The following is a 20,857-nucleotide window of genomic DNA, read 5'->3' as shown; positions in this document are numbered from 1 at the left end:
CCTCCCCCTGCGCAGCGGGGGGAGGTCGGGAGGGGGGCCCGACTCTAGAACGCCTCCAACCACCGCAACGCCGCCGCCGCGTCGTGGACTTCGGCCACGCCGTTTCCTTGCGGGCGCTCGACCATCACCACGGGTATGCCCCGGCGGCGCGCAGCCTGCAGCTTTGCCTCGGTCGCCGTGCCGCCGCTGTTCTTGCTGACAACGACCTCCACCCGATGCGCCTCCAGCAGGGCGCATTCCCCCTCCAGCGTGAAGGGGCCGCGGTCGAGGATCAGACGGTGATCCGGCAGCTTCGGCGGCGGTTCCGGCGGGTCGACGGCGCGGATCAGGTAGCACTTGTCCGGCACCGCCTCGAACACCGCGACCTCCTGCCGGCCGATGGTCAGGAAGACGCTCCCGCCGAGCGGGCGCAACGCCTCGGCGGCGGAAGCCATGTCCGGCACGCCGATCCAGCGGTCGCCCTCGCCCGGCTCCCACGGCTTGCGGGTCAGCACCAGCAGCGGCACGCCCACCCGCGCGCAGGCCGCCGCGGCGTTGGCGGAGATCTGGTCGGCGAAGGGATGCGTGGCGTCCACCACCGCCGCGATGCCGTTCTCCACGAGATGCGCGGCCAGCCCGTCCACCCCGCCGAAGCCGCCGATGCGGGTCGGCAGGGGCGGCAGGACCGGCTGCTTGGTGCGCCCGGCCAGCGACACCGCCGCGTCGATGCGCGGGTGGCCGTCGAGCAGGCGGGCCAGCGCCGTGGCCTCGGTGGTGCCGCCCAGAATCAGCGCCTTCATGCTTGTCCTCCTTGGGGTGCGCCATGATTAGCACAGGACCGGGGCGTTGGCTGAGCGTCGTCGGCATCGGCGAGGACGGGTGGGACGGTCTGTCGCCCGCCGCCCGCGCGCTGGTCGAGGGCGCGGAGTTGCTGGCCGGCGGCACGCGCCATCTGGCGCTGGTGCCGGAGCAGGCCGGACAGGAGCGGCTGCCTTGGCCCTCCCCGCTGTCGGACGCCTACCCTGCCCTGCTGGAGCGGCGCGGCCGACGGGTCTGCGTGCTGGCCAGCGGCGACCCGTCCTGGTACGGCATCGGCGCCACCCTGTCGAAACTCGTTCCGGTTGAGGAACTGTCGATCGTTCCGGCCCCATCATCCTTCAGCCTCGCCGCCGCCCGCCTGGGCTGGCCGTTGCAGGATTGCGGCACCCTGACGGTGCACGGACGCCCGCTGGAGCTGGTCGTTCCGCATCTGCAACCGGGCGCGCGGCTGCTGGTTCTGTGCTGGGACGGAACGACCCCTGCCAAGCTGGCGGCGCTGCTGACGGCGCGCGGCTTCGGACCGTCGCGCCTGACCGCCCTGGAATCCATGAGCGGCCCGCGCGAGCGCAGCATCGTTGCGACGGCGGAAGAGTGGTCGGCGGAGCGGGTAGCCGACCTGAACACGCTGGCGGTGGAGTGCATCGCCGCGCCCGGCGCCCGCGCCCTGCCCCGCACGCCGGGCCTGCCCGACGACTGGTTCGAGCATGACGGCCAGATCACCAAGCGGGAAATCCGCGCCGTCACTCTGTCCTGGCTGGCGCCGCGCCGCGGCGAGCTGCTGTGGGACGTCGGTGCCGGCTCCGGCTCCATCGGCGTCGAATGGATGCTGAGCGATCCGACGAACCGCGCCATCGCCGTGGAGCACAAGGCCGACCGCGCCGCCCGCATCCCGGCCAACGCCGCCGCCTTCGGCGTGCCGGGGCTGGAGCTGGTGCGCGGCAAGGCGCCCGACGCGCTGGGCGGGTTGCCGGCGCCGGACGCGGTGTTCATCGGTGGCGGGCTGACCAACGACGGGGTGCTGGACGCCTGCTGGTCGGCGCTGAAACCCGGCGGGCGGATCGTCGCCAACGCCGTGACGCTGGAAAGCGAGGCCATGCTGATCGCCACCCACAAACGGCTGGGCGGGCAATTGTCGCAGATCGCCGTCAGCCGCGCCGCGCCCATCGGCGGCTTCACCGGCTGGCGCCCGCTGATGCCGGTCACGCTGTGGCTGGCGGAGAAGCCATTGTGACGGCGCATCGAATCATCGCGGCGGGCATCGGTTGCCGGGCGGGGTGCCCCGGTGACGAGATCGCCGGGTTGGTCCACGCCGTCTTCGAGGAGGCCGCGCTGGACAAAGGCGCGCGCCGCGCTGTGCAACTGGCGGCACCGTTGCGCAAGCGCAATGAAGCCGGTGTGGCCGAAGCGGCGCGCCGGCTCGCCCTGCCGCTGCAATTCATTGACGATTCAGCGTTGGCCGCGGCTCAAGGTCGGGTGCAGACCCGCTCCACCCGCGTCGAGGCCGCGGTGGGCGTCGCCTCGGTCGCGGAGGCTGCGGCGCTGGCCGCCGCCGGGCCGGGCTCCACCCTTCTGCTGCCGCGCCGTTCCACCCCACGCGCCACCTGCGCGCTCGCGATTTCCGAAGGCATTCCCACATGACCGTGCATTTCATCGGCGCCGGACCGGGCGCGCCCGACCTGCTGACCCTGCGTGGGCGCGACCTGATCGCGTCCTGCCCGGTCTGCCTCTACGCCGGATCGCTGGTGCCGAAGGAGATCATCGCCCACGCCCCGCCGGGCGCCCGGATCGTCGACACCGCCCCGCTGACGCTCGACCAGATCGTCGCCGAGTTCACGGCGGCGCATGCGGCCGGGCAGGACGTGGCCCGGCTGCATTCTGGCGACCTGTCAGTCTACAGCGCGCTCGGCGAACAGACGCGGGCGCTGCGCGAGCTGGGCATCCCCTACGACATCACGCCGGGCGTGCCGGCCTTCGCCGCGGCCTCGGCCGCGCTGGGGCGGGAGCTGACCTTGCCGGAGGTCAGCCAGACGCTGATTTTGACACGCACGGAAGGCCGGGCCTCGGCCATGCCGGCGAACGAGACGCTGGAGGTGCTGGGGCGGTCGGGCGCGACGCTGGCCATCCACCTGTCGATCCACGTCATCGACCGGGTGGTGGAGCGGCTGACCCCGCTCTACGGCGCCGACTGCCCGGCGGCGGTGGTCTACCGGGCGAGCTGGCCGGAGGAGCGGGTGCTGCGCGGCACGCTGGCCGACATCGCCGCCCGGGTGGCGGAGTCGCCGATGGAGCGCACCGCCCTGATCCTGGTCGGCCCGGCGCTGGGGGTGGAGGATTTCCGGTGCAGCGCGCTCTACGACGGGTCGCACGTGCGCCGCTACCGGGGGCTGGGGGAGTGAAAAGCTCAGGGCTCTGCCCAGCCGGAACCGCCGACGATGGTGCCCTGGCGGTCGGTGACCAGCACCTCGACCGCGACGGGGGCGCCGTCCAGCGTCTCCAGCGCCGTGCGCTGGGCCAGCGCCGCCACGCGGTCGGCCAGCGGCAGGCCGGCGTCCCTGGCGATGCTCAGGACCTGCGCGGCGGTGTTGGCGGCGCGGGCTTCCGCCACGGCCTCCGGGGTGGCGCCCAGTTCGGCCATGCGATCAGCCAGCCAGTCCAGATCGACGCTGCCGCGCTTGGAATGCAGGTCGAGCAGACCCCGCGCCAGCTTGCCGAACTTGGCGAAGCCGCCGCACAGGGTCAGGCGCGGGATCGGGTGGCGGCGCAGGTACTTGAGCGTGCCTCCGGCAAAGTCGCCCATGTCGAGCAGCGCGTGCTCCGGCAGGCCGTAGCGCGCGATCACCGCCTTTTCCGAGGTGTCGCCGGTGCAGGCCGCGACGTGGCCCAGCCCCGCCGCCCGCGCCACGTCGACGCCGCGCTGGATGGACGCGATCCAGGCCGCGCAGGAATAGGGCACGACGATCCCCGTCGTCCCCAGGATCGACAGCCCGCCAAGGATGCCCAGCCGCGGGTTCATGGTGCGGCGGGCCAGCGCCTCCCCATTCTCCACCGAGACCTCGACGACGACGTCGGGAGCCTCGCCGGCCAGCGCCGCGGCCTCCGCGACCGCTTGGCGGATCATCGCGCGGGGCACCGGGTTGATGGCCGGTTCGCCGACCGGGACCGGCAGGCCGGGGCGGGTCACCATGCCCACCCCCTCGCCTGCGCGGAAGACCACGCCCTGGCCCGGTTCGGCGCGGCGGACGCGGGCGCGGATCAGCGCGCCGTGGGTGACGTCCGGGTCGTCGCCGGCGTCCTTCACCACCCCCGCCGCCGCCCAACCGTCGCCGCGGTCCGTCCAGGCGAGCGCGAAGGCTGGCGTCTGGCCGCCGGGCAGGGTTACCGTCACCGGATCGGGAAAGTCGCCGGAGAACAGCGCCCCGCAGGCCGCGCGCGTGGCAGCGGTGGCGCAGGCGCCCGTCGTCCAGCCCCGCCGCAGCGCCTTGCCGTCGCCGCCTCCCTCGCCGCCGTCCACACCGTTTTCCGTCGCTGAGTGCTCGTCCATGACCGCAGAGCCGTCGCCCGACTCCCTTTCTCTTCCTCTGGAACTGGCCGACTTCCGGCCCGGCAGCGTGTGGCTGGCGGGGGCCGGTCCCGGCGATCCCGGCCTGCTGACCCTGCTGGCCCTGCAAGGTCTAAGGCAAGCCGACGTGATCGTCCATGACGCGCTGGTCGGCGAACGGATCATGGCGCTGGCGGCGCCCTCGGCAAGGCTTGAGTTCGCCGGGAAACGCGGCGGCAAGCCCTCCGCCCACCAGGACGACATCACCAACCGCCTGATCGAGCTGGCGCGCGAGGGTCACCGCGTGCTGCGGCTGAAGGGCGGCGACCCCTTCGTGTTCGGGCGCGGTGGTGAGGAGGCGCAGGCTCTGGCCGAGCGGGGCATCCCCTTCCGCATCATCCCCGGCATCACCGCGGGCCTCGCCGGCCCGGCCTACGCCGGCATCCCGGCGACCCACCGCACGGCCAACCAAGCGGTGATCCTGGCGACCGGCCATAGCTGCGCCGGCGGGCCGGACTGGAAGGCGCTGGCCGCGACGGGCGCGCCGCTGATCCTCTACATGGCCTGGAAGGGCCTGCCCGGCATCGCCGCGGCGCTGATGGAGGGCGGACTGTCCGCCGACACGCCGGTCGGCGTGGTGACCGACGCGACGACCGAGCGGCAGCGCGTGCTGGTGACCTCGCTCGGCACCTGCGTCGCCGATCTGGAGGCGAGCGGGATGGAGCCCCCGGCCATCATCGTGATCGGCGAGGTGGTGCGGCTGCGCCCCGTGCTCGACTGGCTGCCCAAGGAGGTTCCCCATGGCTGAGGCCCCCATGTCTGAGGCTGCACCGCGCGGGCTGATCGTCGGGGCGCCGGCGTCGGGCACCGGCAAGACCACCGTAACGCTGGGGCTGCTGGTGGCGTTGAAGGCGCGCGGCCTGAGGGTCGGCGCGGTGAAGGCGGGGCCGGACTACATCGACCCGGCCTTCCATCAGGCGGCGACCGGGCGGCCGAGCGTCAACCTCGACAACTGGGCGATGGGGCCGGACCTGCTGGACTCGCTGGCCCGCCGCGCCGGGGAGGGCACCGACCTGCTGGTCTGCGAGGCCCTGATGGGCCTGTTCGACGGGGTGGCGGGCGTCGGGGCGACCGGCACCGGGGCCACGTCGGAGCTGGCCGCGCGCACCGGCTGGCCGGTGATCCTGGTGGTCAACGCCAAGGGCCAGTCGCAATCCGCCGCCGCCCTGGTCAAGGGTTTCGCCACCTACCGCGACGACGTCCGGATCGGCGGGGTGATCCTGAACAACATCGCCAGCCCGCGCCACCTCGCCTTGGCCGGCGGCGCCATCGAGGCGCTGGGCATCCCCGTTCTGGGTTCCCTGCCCCGCACCCCAGACGTGATCCTCCCCGAACGCCATCTCGGCCTGATCCAGGCGGAGGAGACGGCGGACCTTCAGGAGCGTCTGGCGGCGCTGGGCCGCTTCATCGCGCAGCATGTCGACCTCGACCGGGTGGCGGCACTCGCCACCCCTTCCCGCGCGCCGGAAGGACGTTATGCGCCCGCCCTGCCGCCGCTGGGCCAGCGCATCGCCATCGCGCGCGACGCCGCCTTCACCTTCGTCTACCCGCATCTGCTGGAGGGCTGGCGCGCCGCGGGCGCCGAGGTGACGCACTTCTCCCCCCTGGCCGACGAGGCGCCGCCCGACGACGCGGACGCCGTCTATCTGCCCGGCGGCTATCCGGAACTGCACGCCGGACGGCTCGCCGCCGCCGAGCGCTTCCGCGCGGGCATGCAGCGCGCCGCACAGGCCGGACGCCCGGTCTACGGCGAGTGCGGCGGCTACATGGTGCTTGGCGAATCGCTGGAGGACGCGGCGGGCACCACCCACCCGATGCTCGGGCTGCTGGGAGTGCGGACCTCCTTCGCCAAGCGCAAGCTGCATCTGGGATACCGGCGCGCCGTTCTGCTGGGCGACACGCCGCTGGGCCGGGCGGGCACCGCGCTGCGCGGGCACGAGTTCCACTACGCCTCGATCCTCGACCGCGGGGCCGACGAGCCGCTGGTCACCGCCACCGCGGCGGACGGGTCGGACCTCGGGCCGCTCGGCGGGCGGCGGGGCAGCGTCTTCGCCAGCTTCTTCCACGTCATCGCGGCGGACCAGGATCGGAAAGACTCATGAACGATCACGCCTTCGCGCCGGAGGAGCGGGACGCGCTCTACAAGGCGATCTTCTCGCGCCGCGACGTACGCGGGCAGTTCGCGCCCGACCCGGTGCCGGAGGAGGTGCTGACCCGCGTGCTGACCGCCGCGCACCACGCGCCGTCGGTCGGCTTCATGCAGCCCTGGAACTTCGTCGTCGTGCAGGACCCGGCGGTGAAGGCGCAGATCCACGCCGACTTCTCCCAGGCCAACGAGGAGGCCGCCGCCCTCTTCACCGGAGAGCGCAAGGCGCTCTACAGCCGCCTGAAGCTGGAAGGCATCCGCGAGGCGCCGGTCAACCTATGCATCACCTGCGACCGGGAGCGCTCCGGCCCGGTGGTGCTGGGGCGCACGCACATCCCGACCATGGACCTCTATTCCTGCGTCTGCGCGGTGCAAAATCTCTGGCTGGCCGCGCGGGCGGAAGGGCTGGGCGTCGGCTGGGTCAGCATCCTGCACGAGGACAGGCTGCGCGAGGCGCTGGGCATCCCGGAGCGGATCGTCCCCGTCGCCTACCTCTGCCTCGGCTACGTCTCCCATTTCCACGAGTCGCCGGAACTGGAGAAAGCCGGCTGGCGCAGCCGGCTTCCCCTGGAGGACCTCGTCTTCCGCGATCGCTGGGGCGGAACGACGTAACCGGCCGCCGTCAGGCCCCGAAGCCGCCGTCGATGGTCTGGAACGAGCCGGTGATCATCGCGCCGTGCGGACCGGCGACGAAAGCGGTCAGTTCGGCGACCTCGCTGGCGTGGGCGTGGCGCTTGATCGCCATGAAGCCGTGCATGGCGGCGGCCATCGGGCCGTCGGCCGGGTTCATGTCGCTGTCGGTCGGCCCCGGCTGGATGGCGTTGACGGTGATCCCGCGGTCCCCGAAGTCGCGCGCCAGACCGCGCACCATGCCCTGGACCGCCGCCTTGGTCAGCGCGTAGGCGGCACCGCCCGCGAAGGGCATGCGGTCGCCGTTGACCGACCCGATGACGATGATGCGCCCCGGCCCGGTCATGTGGCGCGCCGCCTCGACCGCGGCGTGGTAGGGCCCGCGCACGTTGATGTCGATCATGCGGTCCACCGCGTCGGGATCGAAGGTCAGCGGATCGCCGATCATGGCGACCCCGGCGTTGACGACCAACACGTCCAGCGCGCCCCGCCCGGCCACCGTGGCGATCACCGCGTCGCGGTCGGCGCTGTCGGTGCGGATCGCCTCGGACCCGGTCTCGGCGGCCAGCGCCGCAGCGGCCTCCGCCGAGCCGGCGTAGGTGAAGGCGACCTGCCCGCCGCCCGCCGCGAAGCGCTGGACGATGGCCTTGCCGATGCCCCGGCTGCCGCCCAGCACCAGGATGTTCTTGCCCGCGAAGTCGCTCATGATCGGTTCCTTGAATTAATGTAGTGATCGCTATATAAAATCAGCGAACGGCATCGCGCAAGGATTTTTTATAGTGGTCGCTACAAAAAAATCGGAGCCGCGCGGACGGCGGCGCTCCTTCGACGTGGACGAGGCGGTGGAGACGGCCATGCGTCTGTTCCACGCCCGCGGTTACGACGCGGTCGGCGTGGCCGAGCTGGGGGCCGAGCTGGGCATCAAGCCGCCGAGCTTCTACGCCGCCTTCGGCAGCAAGGCCGGGCTGTTCGAGCGGGCGCTGCGGCGCTACGCGGCGGGCGAGGCCAACATCTTTGCGCGGGCTCTGGCGGAGGGCGGCGACGTGGCGACGGTGATCGGGCGGACGCTGGCGCTCGCCGCGGCGCTCTATCCCGGCCAGGGCGGAACGGCGGGCTGCCTCGTGCTCGACGGTGCGCGCAACAGCGCCGACCCGGAGGCGCAGTCCCTGGCGGATGCGGCCAAGCGGGAGGGCCGCGCCGCGGTCCGCGACTTCATCGCCACCGAAGCGCCGGACCGCGCCGACGCGCTGGCCGATCTGGTGGTGGTGGCGATGATGGGGATGTCGGCCGCCGCCCGCGACGGCGCGGACCGGGAAAGGCTGGAGCGGGTGGCCGCCATGATGGACCGCGCCTTCCGCCGGGAGCTGTCGGGTGCCTGACGAGTGACCGTGCGGTGGATGGTACAGGATTTCCGTCAGGTCTTGGTCCTTACGACTGACCGGCGGGAGGCGCAGGATCAGCGGCAGCCGGGAACTTCCCGCATCTCCTTTGAGGACCGACCGCCATGCCCTCGCGTCTCGACTACCACGCCACCGCTCCCGCAGGCATGAAGGCCCTCGCCGGCGCACATGGTTACGTCAGCCAGTGCGGGCTTCCGGTCACGCTGATCGATCTCGTGTACTTGCGGGTCTCGCAGATCAACGGTTGCGCCTATTGCATCGACCTGCACAGCCGCGACCTTCTGAAGAACGGCGTCACCATCGATAAGCTGGTGCTGGTGCCGGTCTGGCATGAAGCCGAAACGCTGTTCACCGACCGCGAGCGCGCCGCGCTGCGCTGGGCGGAGACGGTGACGCGGGTGGCCGACACCGCCGTCCCGGATGCGGAGTTCCAGGCGGTGTCGGCCCAGTTCTCCGAGAAGGAGGTGGCCGACCTGACGATCGCCATCGGCCTGATGAACCTCTACAACCGCCTCGCCATCAGCTTCCGCACGGTTCCCGCCGCGGCCCGCTGAGCGCGGTCCCCCGGGTCAGCCGTGCCGCTTCACCAGGTCGATCAACCGGCGGCAATCGTCGGGCAGGCGCCGATCCTGGAAATTGGTGATGCCCAGCAGCAGCCCCTGGGGACGAGCGGCCTCCGGGCCGTCGGCGTACCAGGGCGACAGCGGCACCGGAGCGAGGCCGTCCGCCTGCGCCGCCGCGGCGATGGCGATGTCGCGGCTGCCCGGTGGCAGGACCAGCCGGACCGACAGGCTTCCCGACGCCTCCACCGTCGTTGGCGACTCCGCTCCCGCGGCGTCGCGCATGGCCACCAGAAGCGCTTGCTGGCGGACGGCGTAGAGCCGCTTCATCCGGCGCAGATGCCGGAAGTAATGCCCGCCCGCCATGAAGTCGGCGACCGCCCGCTGCATCGCCGCCGCCGGGGCCGGGCACAGGCAGGCGGCGACCTCGCCGAACAGGCCGGCCAGTCCCGGCGGCACCATCAGGAAGCCGAGCCGCAGCGCCGGGGTGATCGTCTTGCTGAAGGTGCCGGCGTGCAGCACCCGCCCATCCCGGTCGAGGGAGGCCAGCGCCGGAGCGGCCCTGCCCTTCAGTTGCAGTTCGCTGAGATAGTCGTCCTCGACGATCCACGCCCCGGCCCGCGACGCCCATTCCAGCAGGGCGAGGCGGCGCGGCAAGGTCATCGTCACGCCGAGCGGCGCCTGCTGGCCGGGCGTCACCACGGCCAAGCCCGCCGCCGGCGCCCGTGCGAGTCCCGCATCGACGTCGATCCCGCTGCCGTCCACCGGCACGGGCACCACGGTCATGCCGGCGAGGTGAAGGGCGCGGCGGGTCAGGGGAAAGCCGGGCTCCTCCATCCAGGCGGTGGCGCCGTCCAGCCGCAAGGCCCGGATCACCAGACCGAGCGCGCCGGCATAGCCCGCCGTGATGAAAATCTGCTCCGGCGCGCAGCGGATGCCACGGGCGATGGCCAGCACGGCGGCGATCTCGCGCCGCAATTCCGGATGGCCGCGAGGATCGGGATAGCCGACCGGAGCCGCCGCCGCGGCCCGCGCCGCCCGCCCGACGATCCGGGACCACAGCGTGAAGGGAAAGGCGTCCTGCGCCGGCACGCCCATCTGGAAGGGCAACGGCGTCCGCTCGAACTTGGAGAACAACTCCAGGAAGGACGGAGCCTGGACCGGCCCATCGGAAGACGGCCCCGCCACGGCACCCTCGGCCACGCGGGTTCCTGCGGCGCCCAGGCCGACCGCGAGTTGCTCGTCGATCAGCCGCTCATAGGCGGTGCGCACCGTCCCGCGGGATACGCCGAGTTGCGCGGCCAGATCCCGCCAGGACGGCAATCGCGCGCCCTCGGCCAGCCGGCCATCGCGGATGGCGGCGCGCAAGGCGGCGTGAATCTGCGCGGACAACGGAACCTTTGCGGTTCGGCTGAGGGCGATGTCCAGGGGGACCGGCGGCGGCAGGGCGGGCATGGGCCGCAGGATAGCGCACCCTTGCCCGTCCGCAATCCACGGCGCGCCCTCACAATCGCCGAGGCGGCGCGGACGAAAAAAAAGGCCGGAGCAACCGCTCCGGCCTTGAGTCTTGGGAGGAAACGCCCCGAGAATGGGCTGGCGGAGAATAGGGGCACCCCTTTCGAACTGGTATTACCAATGCGGAATGGGTGCGGTGCAGCATCCGCATAGGCCGAAAATTCCCTGTGAATAGTGTGGTTTTTGGTGTTTCCGCTTTCCCTTATGGTGTCCGGGTGCCGTCCCGGCGCGGAGCGGGGCGATTTGTCATCCTCGGTACAGCTTCACCACCGTCGCCCGAACGCGCATAATCCGCCGCGAAACCGGGGGTGCGGCCCACGGCGGTGACGGCCTCGCGGGCGCTGGATGGGGAACGACGGCATGGGATTCTGCAGGGGCGTCTGGCTGCGCCCGGTGTTCGCGCTGGTTCTCGGGATTCTGGCTTGCGGAATTTCGGCCTGCGGAACCGCGTGGGCGGACCCCACCCGCTTCACCATCCTCTATGCCCACAGCACGACCGAGCTGGAGGATGTGCAGGGACGCGGCGGCATCGCCCGGCTCGCCACGCTGGTCCGGCAGGAACGGGCGGCGGGCGGAACCGTGCTGGTCCTGCACGGCGGGCAGGCGCTCGCCCCCTCCGTCCTGTCCTTCTACGACCAGGGGGCGCACGTCATCGACCTGCTGAACGGGGTCGGCATCGACGCCATGGCGGCGCTGAACCGGGAATTCCATCACGGCGACGACGTGCTGATGACCCGCGCCTTCGAAGCCAACTTCCCCATGGTCGTCTCCAACGCGGCGGACCGCCAGACCGGCAAGCCGCTGGACGGGCTGGAGGACCGGGCGATGCTCAACGCCGGGCCGCTGCGCGTCGGGGTGCTGGCCGCGGCGCCGGCGCGGACGGGGGAGATCACCCGCTCCCCGCGCACCGATTTCCAGCCGCCGGGGCCGGTCCTGGCGCGGAAGGCGAAGGAGCTGCGCAACGCCGGGGCCGATCTGGTGGTGGCGCTGACCGGCGATTCCGGCGGCACCCACCGCGAGGTGATCGCCTCCGGCGCCGCCGAAATCGTGCTCTACCAGGACCGCGGGCGGGTGGTCGCCGTGGATTACGACGGCAAGACCCTGAGCGCGACGATCGAGCCCCAGGCCGCCTGGGTCCTGGCCCTGGACGTCACCGCGGAGAAGGTCACCAAGGACGGCGTCACGCGCACGGTGTGGAGCAGCGGCGTGCGCGCCATCGACACCGCCACCGTGGCGCCGGAGCCGGCGCTGGACACACAGGCCAAGGCCTACCGCGCGCGGCTGGACAGCATGCTGGGCATGCAGGTGGGCCGTTTGGACGCCGCCATCGACACGCGGCGCGAAGCGGTCCGCGCCAGCGAGAACGCCTTCGCCAACACCGTCGCCGATTCGCTGCGCGAGGCGATGGAGGCCGATGTGGCGCTGATCAACGGCGGCTCCTTCCGCGGCGACCGCGCCTATGCGGCGGGCACGGTGTGGACGCGCCGGGACATCCAGACCGAGTTCCCCTTCCACGACACCGCCGTGCTCATCGAGGTCACCGGGCAGCAGCTGCGCGACGCGCTGGAGTTCGGCTTCTCCGGAATCGAGCAATTGCAGGGCCGTTTCCCGCACCTGTCCAACGCCCGCGTCACCGTCGACGCGTCGCGCCCGCCCGGTCAGCGGGTTGTGGCTCTGGCGGTGGGCGGCAAGCCGGTTGAGCCGCTGGCCCGCTTCCGGCTGGCCACCGGCAGCTACCTCGCCAACGGCGGGGACGGTTATGCGATGCTGTCCACCGCCCCCCGGCTGGTGGACGACCGCGACGCCGATTTCGTCTCGACCATCCTGGCCAGCCGGATCGCCCGCACGGGCAGCTTCGCACCGCGGCTCGACGGCCGCCTGACGGTCCAGCGGTAACCGCGGGATGGACGCCGCGCCGCCCTCCACTGAACGGACCGACGCCGCCACGCCCCTGCGCCGTCGGCGGCGCGCGCGCGCCGGCATCGTGCTGCGCATCTCCATCGGCTTGACCATCATGACGATGCTGGTCCTGCTGGTCGGCGTCGTGTCGCTGTCCTCCTTCCAACTGTTCCGTGGGGAGGTGTCGGTGCTGTCCACCACCACCCTGCCGAAGGTCATCACCAGCGCGGAGCTGCGCGGCTCGCTCCAGAAGCTGGTCGCCCGCCTGCCCGTTCTTGCCGGGGCCGCCACCACCCCGCAGCGCCGGGCGATCTACGACGAGCTGATCAGCGAGCTGGAATTCCTGAGGAAACTGGTCGAGCGCATGCGGGACCTCCACCAGCAAGGCGAGCCGGTTGGCGACGGCGAAAGCGACGAGTTGCGGCTTCTGGAGCAGGCCCAATCGACCCTGCTGATCCTGGCGGCGACGGTGGCCGACCTGAACGCCGAGGTCGGCCGGCAGATCGAGGCCGGCGCCCGCCAAGCGGAGGCGATCCGCGCGCTGGCCCAGCTCGCCGACGCGCTGGAACGGCTGCCGGGGGCGGAGCCCGGGACCGGACCGGCCACGGCGGCGCCCGGCGGGGGCGGGATGCTGGGTGCCTGGGCGGTGCGGGCGGGCGCGCTGATGGCGCGAGCCGCCGGGGCGATGCAGACGGATCATCTGAACCGGCTGCGGGTGGAGCGCCGCAACGCCGAGCACACGCTGGCCGAGTTGGGCCGTCTGGCCGCCGCCACGCCCGAGCCTAAGGGCTCCGCGATGGAACGCATCCGGGCCGACCTCGCGGCGATCCTGGTGGCGCCGGAGGGACTGTTCGACAGCTCCGCCGAACGGTTGCAGGCGCGCAACCGCGCCCAGGCGCTGTCCGGCCAGTCGCGCGTCCTGGTCGAGACGGTTGACCGCTTCACCCTGGCCCTGTTCGACGCCATCCACGACCAATCCACCGACCGCACCGGCGATCTGGCAGCGCTGATCCAGGAGCGCTCGCGCCTCGTGATGGTGCTGGGCGGCGCCTCCATCCTGCTGGCCATCCTGGTGCATCTGTTCTTCCGGCGCTTCCTGACGTCGCGGCTGGTCACGCTGAACGGCGCCGTGCTGGCCCGCCTGTCGGGCAGCGACGCGACGGTGCCGGTGGAGGGCAACGACGAGATCACCGACATCGCCGCCTCCATCCGCTACTTCATCGACGAGATCGACCGGCGCCAGATGGACTTGGCCGACAACGAACGGCGCTTCCGCGACCTCGTCGAGGGCTCCATCCAGGGCATCATCATCCACCGCGACTTCCGCCCGCTCTACGCCAACGACGCCTTCCTGCAGATGATGGGCAGCAGCCTGGACCGGGCGCTGCGGGTGCGCTCGGTGCTCGACTTCATCGCGGAGGACAGCCGGCCGCTGGTCGAGGACAACTACCGGCACATCGTCGCCACCGGCCTGCCCAGCGAACGGCGGCGCCTGCGCGCCCGCCGGCTGGACGGGTCGGAGCGCTGGATCGAGCTGACCAGCCGCCGCATCGACTGGAAGGGGGAGACCGCCGTCCAGTCCATCGTCGTGGACGTGACCCGCGAGGTCGAGGCGGAGGCGGCGCTGCGCCGGTCCCGCGACGCGGCGGAACAGGCGCTGCGCGAGCTGAAGGAGACCCAGGCCAGCCTGATCCAGGCGGAAAAAATGGCCTCGCTCGGCCAGCTCGTCGCCGGGGTCGCGCACGAGGTGAACACACCCATCGGCATCACCATCACCGGCGCGTCGCAGCTCGCCGTGCAGTTCGAGGAGCTGACCCGACAACTCGCCGCCGGGGCGATCAAGAAGTCGGAGTTCCAGCGCTTCCTGGCCGACGGCGGGGAAATGGCCCGGCTGATCCTGTCCAACAGCATGCGCGCCGCCGATCTGGTGCAGAGCTTCAAGATGGTCGCGGTGGACCAGTCGAGCGACGAGCGCCGCCGGTTCGAGCTGAAGACCTACATCGGGGAGCTGCTGCGCAGCCTGCGCCCGGCCTACAAAGACGTGGCCGGTCTGGACATCGGCCTGGACAGCCCCGACGAGCTGGAGCTGGACGGCTATCCCGGCGCCCTGTCCCAGATCCTGACCAACCTCGTCCTCAACGCGCTGACCCACGCCTTCACGCCGCACCATCCGGGCCGGCTGACCATCGCCGCCCGCCTGCTGCCGCAGGATCAGGTGGAGCTGACGGTGGCCGACAACGGGCTGGGCATCCCGTCGGACATCCTGCCGAAGATCTTCGATCCCTTCTTCACCACCCGCCGCGGCAGCGGGGGCAGCGGGTTGGGGCTGCACATCGTCTACAATCTCGTCACCGGCACCCTGCGCGGCACCATCACGGTGCAGAGCATCCCCGGCGAAGGCACCCGCTTCACCCTGCGCTTCCCGCGCGTCACGCCGACGGCGGGGACAATAGTGGGAAAGGCGGAGCTGGTGTGATCCGGCATCGCTCCGGAGAGGGGGGTCAGCGCACCTCGCCCTCGAACCAGTGGCGGCCCTTGCGGTCCTCCACCTCGATCACCCAGACGTCGGGGTCGTAGCGGGTCTGCCGGGCGATGTAGGCGTCCGCCGTCGCCTCGTCCACCGGGTCGGCGCCGGTGCCGCGCGACCAGCGCAGCCGCTCCTCGTCGCGCACCTGGACCAGCACGCTGAAGGTCCGGTCCAGCCGGTTCAGTTTGAGGATGACCGTGCCACGGCTGGGATCGCCCTTGCGCAGAACCATCATCGTGACGCCCTCGGCATCGGCGGCGCGGATGTGCGCCATCACCCAGAGGTGCGTCGGCAGACGGTCGTCCATGGAAATCCTCGTTCCGGGAAGGTCCGGGGGCTCGCCTTCGGCATGGCCCCGGTGTAGACAACGGGCATGGCGACACTCCTGGACGTTCTCGACGCCGCCGTCAACCACCACATGGCCGGGCGCCTCGCCGAGGCGGCGCAGGACTACCGCGTCGTGCTGGCGGTGGAACCGGCGCAGCCCGACGCCCTGCATCTGCTCGGCGTGGCGGAAGCCCAGCGCGGCGCCCATGCCGCGGCGGCGGCGCTGATCGCCCGCGCGCTGCGCCTCCGCCCCGACGCGGCGTCGCCCTGGGCCAACCTCGGCGGCGCCCTGCGTGTGCTCGGCGCGGCGGAGCGGGCGGACGCCGCGCTGACCCGCGCCCTGGCGCTCGACCCGTCCCTGGCCGACGCCCTGACCAACCTGGGTTCGGTGCGCCACGCGCTGGCCGACTACTCCGCCGCGCTGGCGTGGCTGGAGCGCGCGGAGCGGCTGCGCCCCGGCCATCCGGACACCGCGCTCAACCGCGGCGTCGTGCTGCGCGACGCGCGTCGCTTCGCGGAGTCCGACGCCTGCCTGGACGCCCTGCTGACAGCAACGCCCGACCATGCCGACGCGCATCTGGCGCGCGCCGTCGGCCGGCTGGTCCGGGGCGACCTGCGCGCCGGATGGGACGAATTCGAGTGGCGCCCGCGCCGCCTGCCCGCCCCGCCCTGGGCCGGCGAACCGCTGGAGGGTCGGCGCATCCTCCTGCACGCCGAGCAGGGCTTCGGCGACACCATCCAATTCGCTCGTTACGCCCCGCTGGTCGCCCGCGCCGGGGGCCGGGTGATCCTGGACGTGCACCCGCTGCAATTCCGTCTGCTGCGCTCGCTGGGACCGGAGATCCAGGTGCTGGTGCGCGGCCCCGCCCCGGCGCCGCACGACCTGCACTGCCCGCTGATGAGCCTGCCGCGCGCCTTCGGCATCGATCTGGCGAGCATCCCCGCGCCCCGCGCCTATCTCTCCGCCGAAGCGGACGAGGTGGCGCGCTGGGGCCGCCGGATCGCCGAGGTCGAAACGGGGACGGGCGCGGGGCCGCGCGTCGGCCTCGTCTGGGCGGGCAACCCGAACCACCGCAACGACCGCAACCGCTCCATCCCCGTCGATAGGTTGGCCCCGCTGCTCGACACGCCGGGCCTCCGCCTGTTCAGCCTTCAGACCGGCGATGCCAAAGTGACCCGCCCCGCCGCCCTGCCCGACCTGACCACGGGCATCCGCGACTTCGCCGACAGCGCGGCCATCCTGGCGAATCTCGACCTCGTCATCGCGGTCGACACGGCGACGATCCATCTAGCCGGGGCGCTCGGCGTGCCGGCGTGGCTGCTGCTGCCCTACGCGCCGGACTGGCGCTGGCTGCTCGACCGTGCGGACAGCCCCTGGTACCCGTCGCTGCGCCTGTTCCGCCAGCCCCGCCCCGGTGACTGGGACAGCGTCCTCAGCACCATCGCCACGGAGTTGGAGCGCTTCGCCACCGCTCAGTTGGCGCCGCAGAAGCAGTCGTAGGGATCGTCCCCGCTCCAGGCCGGGCGAGGCACCGCGGCCGGCAACGCCGGCATCTCCATCGCCGGCAGGGTGGCGTTGAAGGCGGCCACATCGAAGGGGCGCGGGTCCGGCGGATCGAAGCGGAGTGGAGCGGCGCTCAGCGCGTGCCCCAGAAGGGCCGCCCCCAGCAACGGTATCAGAAATTGCTCCACACGGTCCAAGCCGCCCTCCCCCGGCGGCCCCACCGCCGGCGTATGTCCCGTTTCCTCTTCCCCCTTCTACCGCAGCCCCGGCCCGGCCACGCCCTGTCCTTAGGTCATATCATTCGGACGGGAGCTTTCTTCCCTCCCCCGCACGGGCTGCTAGGCCAATTTTTCCCAGCGCGCGGCAAAAAGAGGGCCGGCGTGGTCGCCCCAGAGGCTTATCCATAAAATTCAGTGCGTTAGAGAAAGCCCGGAAGTTGGCATCGTCCTTGCTTACCCGAATGGCAACGATTTTTGCCCTTCCGTTTGGAGATCCCTGGCCATGAGCATCTTCGGTTCGATGACCACCGCCGTCCTCGGCCTGAGCGCGCAGTCGAAGGCCCTCGGTCACATCTCTGACAACATCGCCAACGCCTCGACGGTCGGCTACAAGCGGGTCAACACGGCCTTCGAGACGCTGGTGCTCCAGTCCAACGAGCGGTTGCACGCGCCGGGCGGCGTGACGGCGGCGCCGGTCTTCATGAACAACATCCAGGGCAACCTGACCCAGGTGCAGAGCCCGACCAACGCCGCCATCCAGGGCCAGGGCTTCTTCAGCGTGTCCAAGCTCAGCCGCGGCCTGACCGGCCCCGGCCAGCAGGGCGAGACGGTGCAGACCCAGACCGGCACGCTGAACGCCGACAACGTCTATTACACCCGCGTCGGCGACTTCGAGCTGGACAAGAACCGCTATCTGGTGAACAGCGCCGGCTTCGCGCTGAACGGCTGGATCGTCGACGACGTGACCGGCCAGCTGAAGAAGGACGTGGTGCAGCCGCTCCAGGTCAACACCCTGACCGACAAGCCGCAGTCGACCAACAGCATCACTCTGGGCGCCAACCTGCCGGCCACCCCGACGCCGGGCGTGCCGATCCCGTCCTCCAGCATCCAGGTCTACGACACCCAGGGCAACGCCCGGACCATCCAGTTCAACTGGCGCCAGGACGCCGCCAACGCGTGGCGCCTGGGCATCGACGCGCCCGGAAGCTCGTCGCAACCGGTCGCCGGTTCCTTCACCGGCGGTGCCGCCAGCATGGCGGCGGGCAGCCAGGTGTCCGGTGTGACGCCGATTGCCCAGGTCAGCCAAGTGCTGGTCAACGGCACGACCTCCTTCCCGTCCTCGTCGGTCACGGTCAGCGGCCGGACCAACTACTATCCGGACAACACGTCGCAGGACAACATCCGGGTCGGCGACACCTACACCCTGAACATCAATGGTTCCTCGGTGTCGGTCAACGTGACCGCCGCGAACATTGCGAGCTTCTCGAACTTCACCGACGTGGCCAACGCGCTGGCCAGCGCGGTCAACGCGATGGTGCCGGCCCCCTACACCGCTGAGATCGACAGCAGCGACCCGCGCAAGGTCCTGGTGAAGAAGCTGGACGGCACGCCGGTCGAGGTCAGCGGCTCCTTCTCCAACACCAAGCCGCAGCTCAGCACGGTCAGCGGTCCTTCGACCAACCTGACCGGTTCGGTCAGCGGCGACCAGCGCAGCACCTTCACCTTCTCCACCGCCGCCATCGATGTCGGCGACGAGTTCCGCATCACCGTGGCGGGAACGGAGTTCAAGACGCGCGTCACCTCGGCCAACATTGGCACGCTGGTGGACATCAACGGCGTGGTCGCCAATCTCGCCAACCAGATCAACACCGCCGTGCCGTCGCTGAACGTCAACGCCCTGATCGGAACGGCCACGGTCCCGGCGGGCACGGCCAACCAGCTCGTGCTGGACGGCACCGTCGCCACGCCGACCTTCACGGCCACCTACGGCGTGACCAACGCCGACAGCCGCGACAACAACATCAGCGCCTCCACCCCCGTGGACTATCAGACGGCGACGGCGACGATCACGCAGGCCGCCACCCCCGCCCTGCCCGAGATCACCCATGTCGCCTTCCCGTCGACGGCGGCGCTGAAGGTGCCGGACCAGTATGTCGTCGAGGTGCTCGGCGTCGAGTTCAAGACCACGGTCACCTACTCGAACATCAACACGCTGAAGGACATGAACGGCGTGGTGGACGATCTGGTGGCGCAGATCAACAGCCAGGGCCTGGCGGTGACCGCGGCGCGCAACCCCGCCTCGGGCGCGCTGGTCCTGACGGGTACCCCCGGCGCCGCACTGGGCGTCAGCGGCAACAAGCTGGACGTCACCGCCACCGACAACGTGCGGGTGGGCGACAGCTACACCGTGCGGGTCGACGGCGTGCCCTACGCGGTCTCGGTAACCGCCGACAACATCCTGACCATGGGGACCTACGGCGGCATCGCCAACGCGCTGGCGGCCCAGATCAACTCGGCCCGTCCGCAGGCGCCGGTCATCGCGTCGGTGGTGAATTCGCAGCTTCAGGTCACCGCCCGCAACCCCGGCACGCCCTTCAAGATCGACCAGGAATACACCTCCGGCGCGGCCTCCAACAACCAGGTGAACGGCCCGACGATCAGCGCGCCGACGGACTCGCGCGGCCAGCGTCAGGAATTCTCCTACCCGCAGACGCAGATCGACATCGGCGACGTCTATTCGGTGTCGATCGACGGCACGCCGATCTCGGTGAAGGTGGACAAGTCCAACTACGGCAACTTCCAGGACATCAACGGCGTCCTTCAGGAACTGGCCAACCGCGTCAACGCCGCCAACCTGAACGTCGTCGCCACCTCGACCGGCGGCCGGCTGACCCTCACCCACAACACCTCGACCACTGGCAAGTTCGAGGCGAAGGCCAGCATCCAGAACGCCACCGGCAGCTCCGGCACGCTGACCGCCTCCACCACCACCTCCAACGTGGCGGGGGTGCGGCAGTCGGAATCGGTGACGCTGACCGGCACGCCGGGCGACAAGGACGCCGAATACACGGTCATCGTCAACGGCTCGCCCATCACCTACCGGACGACGGGTGAGGAGACCTCGATGGAGACCATCGCGGCCAGCCTCGCCAATCTGGTGAACAAGAACACCTCCCTGCCGGTGACGGCCAGCGCCGAGGGCAGCGTGCTGAAGCTCGTCGCCAAGTCGGCGAGCGGCGCCACCGCCGACCAGTTCACGCTGGAGACCGCCGCCCAGGCGGGCACCACGCCGGCGCACGTCCTGCTGAATTTCGGCACCGATCCCGACAATGTCGGCACCATCACCAGCGTCAGCACGGCCAAGGTCGGCACCGGCACGGCGGTGACCTCCGCCAATCAGGCGCTGGGGGCGGACGCCAACGTCACCTTCACGGTGGATTACGGCTTCGGTCCGCAGCAGATCACCCTGAACCTCGGCCAGATCGGCAAGTCGGGCGGCGTCACCCAGTTCGCCGGCAGCGAGATCAACGTGCGCGAGCTGGTGCAGGACGGCGCCTCGCGCGGCCAGTACAAGGAGGTGGTCTACGGCGACAACGGCGACGTGATCGTGAACTACGACAACGGCCGCAGCCGCACCATCGGGCGCATCCCGGTGGTCACCTTCAACAGCCCCAACGCGCTGCAGCGCGAAGCGGGCGGCGTCTACATCGAGACGGACGAAGGCGGCCGGCCGAACTTCAACGACCCCGACACCAACGGGGCCGGCGCGGTGGTCGCGAACAGCGTGGAATCCTCCAACGTGGACATCGCGGACGAGTTCACCAAGCTGATCGTCACCCAGCGCACCTACTCCGCCAACACCAAGATCGTCACGACCTCCGACGAGATGCTTCAGGAAGTCCTCGGGCTGAAGCGCTAAGCGCGGTCCTGATCCAGCGGGCGGCCGCGTGACCC

Annotated in this window: 18 protein-coding genes; 12 read left to right on the top strand and 6 right to left on the bottom strand. The window is 71.3% G+C overall.

All coding sequences use genetic code 11. The features are described 5' to 3' along the window. Window positions 1-44: 44 nt before the first annotated feature. Window positions 45-779: a cobalt-precorrin-6A reductase gene (locus DS837_RS23890; protein ID WP_149167017.1), complete on the bottom strand. Its 735-nt coding sequence runs from the start codon at window positions 777-779 to the stop codon at window positions 45-47. Between the two features lie 23 nt (window positions 780-802). Here DS837_RS23890 and cbiE point away from each other — a divergent pair, with 23 nt between their 5' ends. Genes cbiE through cobM form a run of 3 tightly spaced genes read left to right on the top strand, consistent with a single transcriptional unit; the run spans window position 803 to window position 3,194 of the window. Beyond that, window positions 803-2,029, top strand: coding sequence for a precorrin-6y C5,15-methyltransferase (decarboxylating) subunit CbiE (cbiE, locus tag DS837_RS23885; protein WP_149167016.1), 1,227 nt, complete (start codon window positions 803-805; stop codon window positions 2,027-2,029). After that, window positions 2,026-2,436, top strand: coding sequence for a cobalamin biosynthesis protein (locus DS837_RS23880; protein WP_149167015.1), 411 nt, complete (start codon window positions 2,026-2,028; stop codon window positions 2,434-2,436). Before cbiE ends, DS837_RS23880 begins: the two co-directional genes overlap by 4 nt. Then, the gene (gene cobM, locus DS837_RS23875; protein ID WP_149167014.1) at window positions 2,433-3,194 is read left to right on the top strand and encodes a precorrin-4 C(11)-methyltransferase; all 762 of its coding nucleotides are present in this window, start codon (window positions 2,433-2,435) and stop codon (window positions 3,192-3,194) included. The genes DS837_RS23880 and cobM overlap by 4 nt, the downstream gene beginning before the upstream one ends. Window positions 3,195-3,199: 5 nt before the next feature. On the opposite strand, the gene DS837_RS23870 is transcribed toward cobM, so the two are convergent. Continuing rightward, window positions 3,200-4,339, bottom strand: a complete 1,140-nt coding sequence (locus tag DS837_RS23870; RefSeq protein WP_211102399.1) for a cobalt-precorrin-5B (C(1))-methyltransferase — start codon at window positions 4,337-4,339, stop codon at window positions 3,200-3,202. Between DS837_RS23870 and cobA the strand changes: the two genes are divergently transcribed. From cobA to bluB, 3 genes are read left to right on the top strand one after another with little or no spacing between them, the layout of a single operon-like run. Further along, a complete protein-coding gene (cobA, locus tag DS837_RS23865; protein WP_149167013.1) occupies window positions 4,338-5,144 on the top strand; it encodes a uroporphyrinogen-III C-methyltransferase in 807 nt (268 codons plus the stop codon). The two genes, DS837_RS23870 and cobA, sit on opposite strands and share 2 nt — an antisense overlap. After that, a complete protein-coding gene (locus DS837_RS23860; protein ID WP_211102398.1) occupies window positions 5,137-6,498 on the top strand; it encodes a cobyrinic acid a,c-diamide synthase CobB in 1,362 nt (453 codons plus the stop codon). Before cobA ends, DS837_RS23860 begins: the two co-directional genes overlap by 8 nt. After that, the gene (bluB, locus tag DS837_RS23855; protein WP_149167012.1) at window positions 6,495-7,154 is read left to right on the top strand and encodes a 5,6-dimethylbenzimidazole synthase; all 660 of its coding nucleotides are present in this window, start codon (window positions 6,495-6,497) and stop codon (window positions 7,152-7,154) included. Before DS837_RS23860 ends, bluB begins: the two co-directional genes overlap by 4 nt. A gap of 10 nt (window positions 7,155-7,164) precedes the next feature. Here the strand turns inward: bluB and bdcA are convergent, their stop codons facing one another. Further along, entirely contained in the window at window positions 7,165-7,878 is a 714-nt protein-coding gene (bdcA, locus tag DS837_RS23850; RefSeq protein WP_149167011.1) for an SDR family oxidoreductase, read from the bottom strand. A 73-nt stretch (window positions 7,879-7,951) separates the two neighbouring features. Here bdcA and DS837_RS23845 point away from each other — a divergent pair, with 73 nt between their 5' ends. Both DS837_RS23845 and DS837_RS23840 read left to right on the top strand, forming a co-directional pair. After that, window positions 7,952-8,551: a TetR/AcrR family transcriptional regulator gene (locus tag DS837_RS23845; protein ID WP_247890099.1), complete on the top strand. Its 600-nt coding sequence runs from the start codon at window positions 7,952-7,954 to the stop codon at window positions 8,549-8,551. A 125-nt stretch (window positions 8,552-8,676) separates the two neighbouring features. Further along, a complete protein-coding gene (locus tag DS837_RS23840; protein ID WP_149167010.1) occupies window positions 8,677-9,126 on the top strand; it encodes a carboxymuconolactone decarboxylase family protein in 450 nt (149 codons plus the stop codon). Between the two features lie 15 nt (window positions 9,127-9,141). Here DS837_RS23840 and pdxR read toward each other — a convergent pair whose 3' ends face one another. After that, complete coding sequence (gene pdxR / locus DS837_RS23835) at window positions 9,142-10,524, bottom strand: MocR-like pyridoxine biosynthesis transcription factor PdxR (protein ID WP_247890098.1); 1,383 nt, start codon at window positions 10,522-10,524, stop codon at window positions 9,142-9,144. A 483-nt stretch (window positions 10,525-11,007) separates the two neighbouring features. Between pdxR and DS837_RS23830 the strand changes: the two genes are divergently transcribed. Together DS837_RS23830 and DS837_RS23825 are read left to right on the top strand one after the other, a co-directional pair. Then, a complete protein-coding gene (locus DS837_RS23830) occupies window positions 11,008-12,543 on the top strand; it encodes a bifunctional metallophosphatase/5'-nucleotidase (RefSeq protein ID WP_149167008.1) in 1,536 nt (511 codons plus the stop codon). Between the two features lie 7 nt (window positions 12,544-12,550). Beyond that, complete coding sequence (locus DS837_RS23825; protein WP_149167007.1) at window positions 12,551-15,022, top strand: ATP-binding protein; 2,472 nt, start codon at window positions 12,551-12,553, stop codon at window positions 15,020-15,022. A 25-nt stretch (window positions 15,023-15,047) separates the two neighbouring features. Here DS837_RS23825 and DS837_RS23820 read toward each other — a convergent pair whose 3' ends face one another. Continuing rightward, entirely contained in the window at window positions 15,048-15,380 is a 333-nt protein-coding gene (locus tag DS837_RS23820) for a DUF1491 family protein (protein WP_145627440.1), read from the bottom strand. Between the two features lie 66 nt (window positions 15,381-15,446). Between DS837_RS23820 and DS837_RS23815 the strand changes: the two genes are divergently transcribed. Beyond that, complete coding sequence (locus tag DS837_RS23815) at window positions 15,447-16,901, top strand: tetratricopeptide repeat protein (protein WP_149167006.1); 1,455 nt, start codon at window positions 15,447-15,449, stop codon at window positions 16,899-16,901. Here the strand turns inward: DS837_RS23815 and DS837_RS23810 are convergent. Then, window positions 16,874-17,092, bottom strand: coding sequence for a hypothetical protein (locus DS837_RS23810; RefSeq protein WP_247890105.1), 219 nt, complete (start codon window positions 17,090-17,092; stop codon window positions 16,874-16,876). The two genes, DS837_RS23815 and DS837_RS23810, sit on opposite strands and share 28 nt — an antisense overlap. A gap of 313 nt (window positions 17,093-17,405) precedes the next feature. Between DS837_RS23810 and DS837_RS23805 the strand changes: the two genes are divergently transcribed. Further along, complete coding sequence (locus tag DS837_RS23805; RefSeq protein ID WP_149167004.1) at window positions 17,406-20,822, top strand: flagellar hook-basal body complex protein; 3,417 nt, start codon at window positions 17,406-17,408, stop codon at window positions 20,820-20,822. Window positions 20,823-20,857 lie beyond the last annotated feature (35 nt).

The organism is Azospirillum brasilense (assembly GCF_008365405.1).
Classification (GTDB): Bacteria; Pseudomonadota; Alphaproteobacteria; order Azospirillales; family Azospirillaceae; genus Azospirillum; species Azospirillum brasilense_D.
This window is presented reverse-complemented; position numbering and strand designations above follow the sequence as displayed.

What these genes read in the sequence shown, in the direction of transcription:
- DS837_RS23890 (WP_149167017.1), bottom strand. Translation starts at nt 779, where the DNA reads ATGAAGGCGCTGATTCTGGGCGGCACCACCGAGGCCACGGCGCTGGCC.
- cbiE (WP_149167016.1), top strand. Translation starts at nt 803, where the DNA reads ATGATTAGCACAGGACCGGGGCGTTGGCTGAGCGTCGTCGGCATCGGC.
- cobM (WP_149167014.1), top strand. Translation starts at nt 2,433, where the DNA reads ATGACCGTGCATTTCATCGGCGCCGGACCGGGCGCGCCCGACCTGCTG.
- cobA (WP_149167013.1), top strand. Translation starts at nt 4,338, where the DNA reads ATGACCGCAGAGCCGTCGCCCGACTCCCTTTCTCTTCCTCTGGAACTG.
- DS837_RS23870 (WP_211102399.1), bottom strand. Translation starts at nt 4,339, where the DNA reads ATGGACGAGCACTCAGCGACGGAAAACGGTGTGGACGGCGGCGAGGGA.
- DS837_RS23860 (WP_211102398.1), top strand. Translation starts at nt 5,137, where the DNA reads ATGGCTGAGGCCCCCATGTCTGAGGCTGCACCGCGCGGGCTGATCGTC.
- bluB (WP_149167012.1), top strand. Translation starts at nt 6,495, where the DNA reads ATGAACGATCACGCCTTCGCGCCGGAGGAGCGGGACGCGCTCTACAAG.
- bdcA (WP_149167011.1), bottom strand. Translation starts at nt 7,878, where the DNA reads ATGAGCGACTTCGCGGGCAAGAACATCCTGGTGCTGGGCGGCAGCCGG.
- DS837_RS23840 (WP_149167010.1), top strand. Translation starts at nt 8,677, where the DNA reads ATGCCCTCGCGTCTCGACTACCACGCCACCGCTCCCGCAGGCATGAAG.
- DS837_RS23830 (WP_149167008.1), top strand. Translation starts at nt 11,008, where the DNA reads ATGGGATTCTGCAGGGGCGTCTGGCTGCGCCCGGTGTTCGCGCTGGTT.
- DS837_RS23825 (WP_149167007.1), top strand. Translation starts at nt 12,551, where the DNA reads ATGGACGCCGCGCCGCCCTCCACTGAACGGACCGACGCCGCCACGCCC.
- DS837_RS23820 (WP_145627440.1), bottom strand. Translation starts at nt 15,380, where the DNA reads ATGGACGACCGTCTGCCGACGCACCTCTGGGTGATGGCGCACATCCGC.
- DS837_RS23815 (WP_149167006.1), top strand. Translation starts at nt 15,447, where the DNA reads ATGGCGACACTCCTGGACGTTCTCGACGCCGCCGTCAACCACCACATG.
- DS837_RS23805 (WP_149167004.1), top strand. Translation starts at nt 17,406, where the DNA reads ATGAGCATCTTCGGTTCGATGACCACCGCCGTCCTCGGCCTGAGCGCG.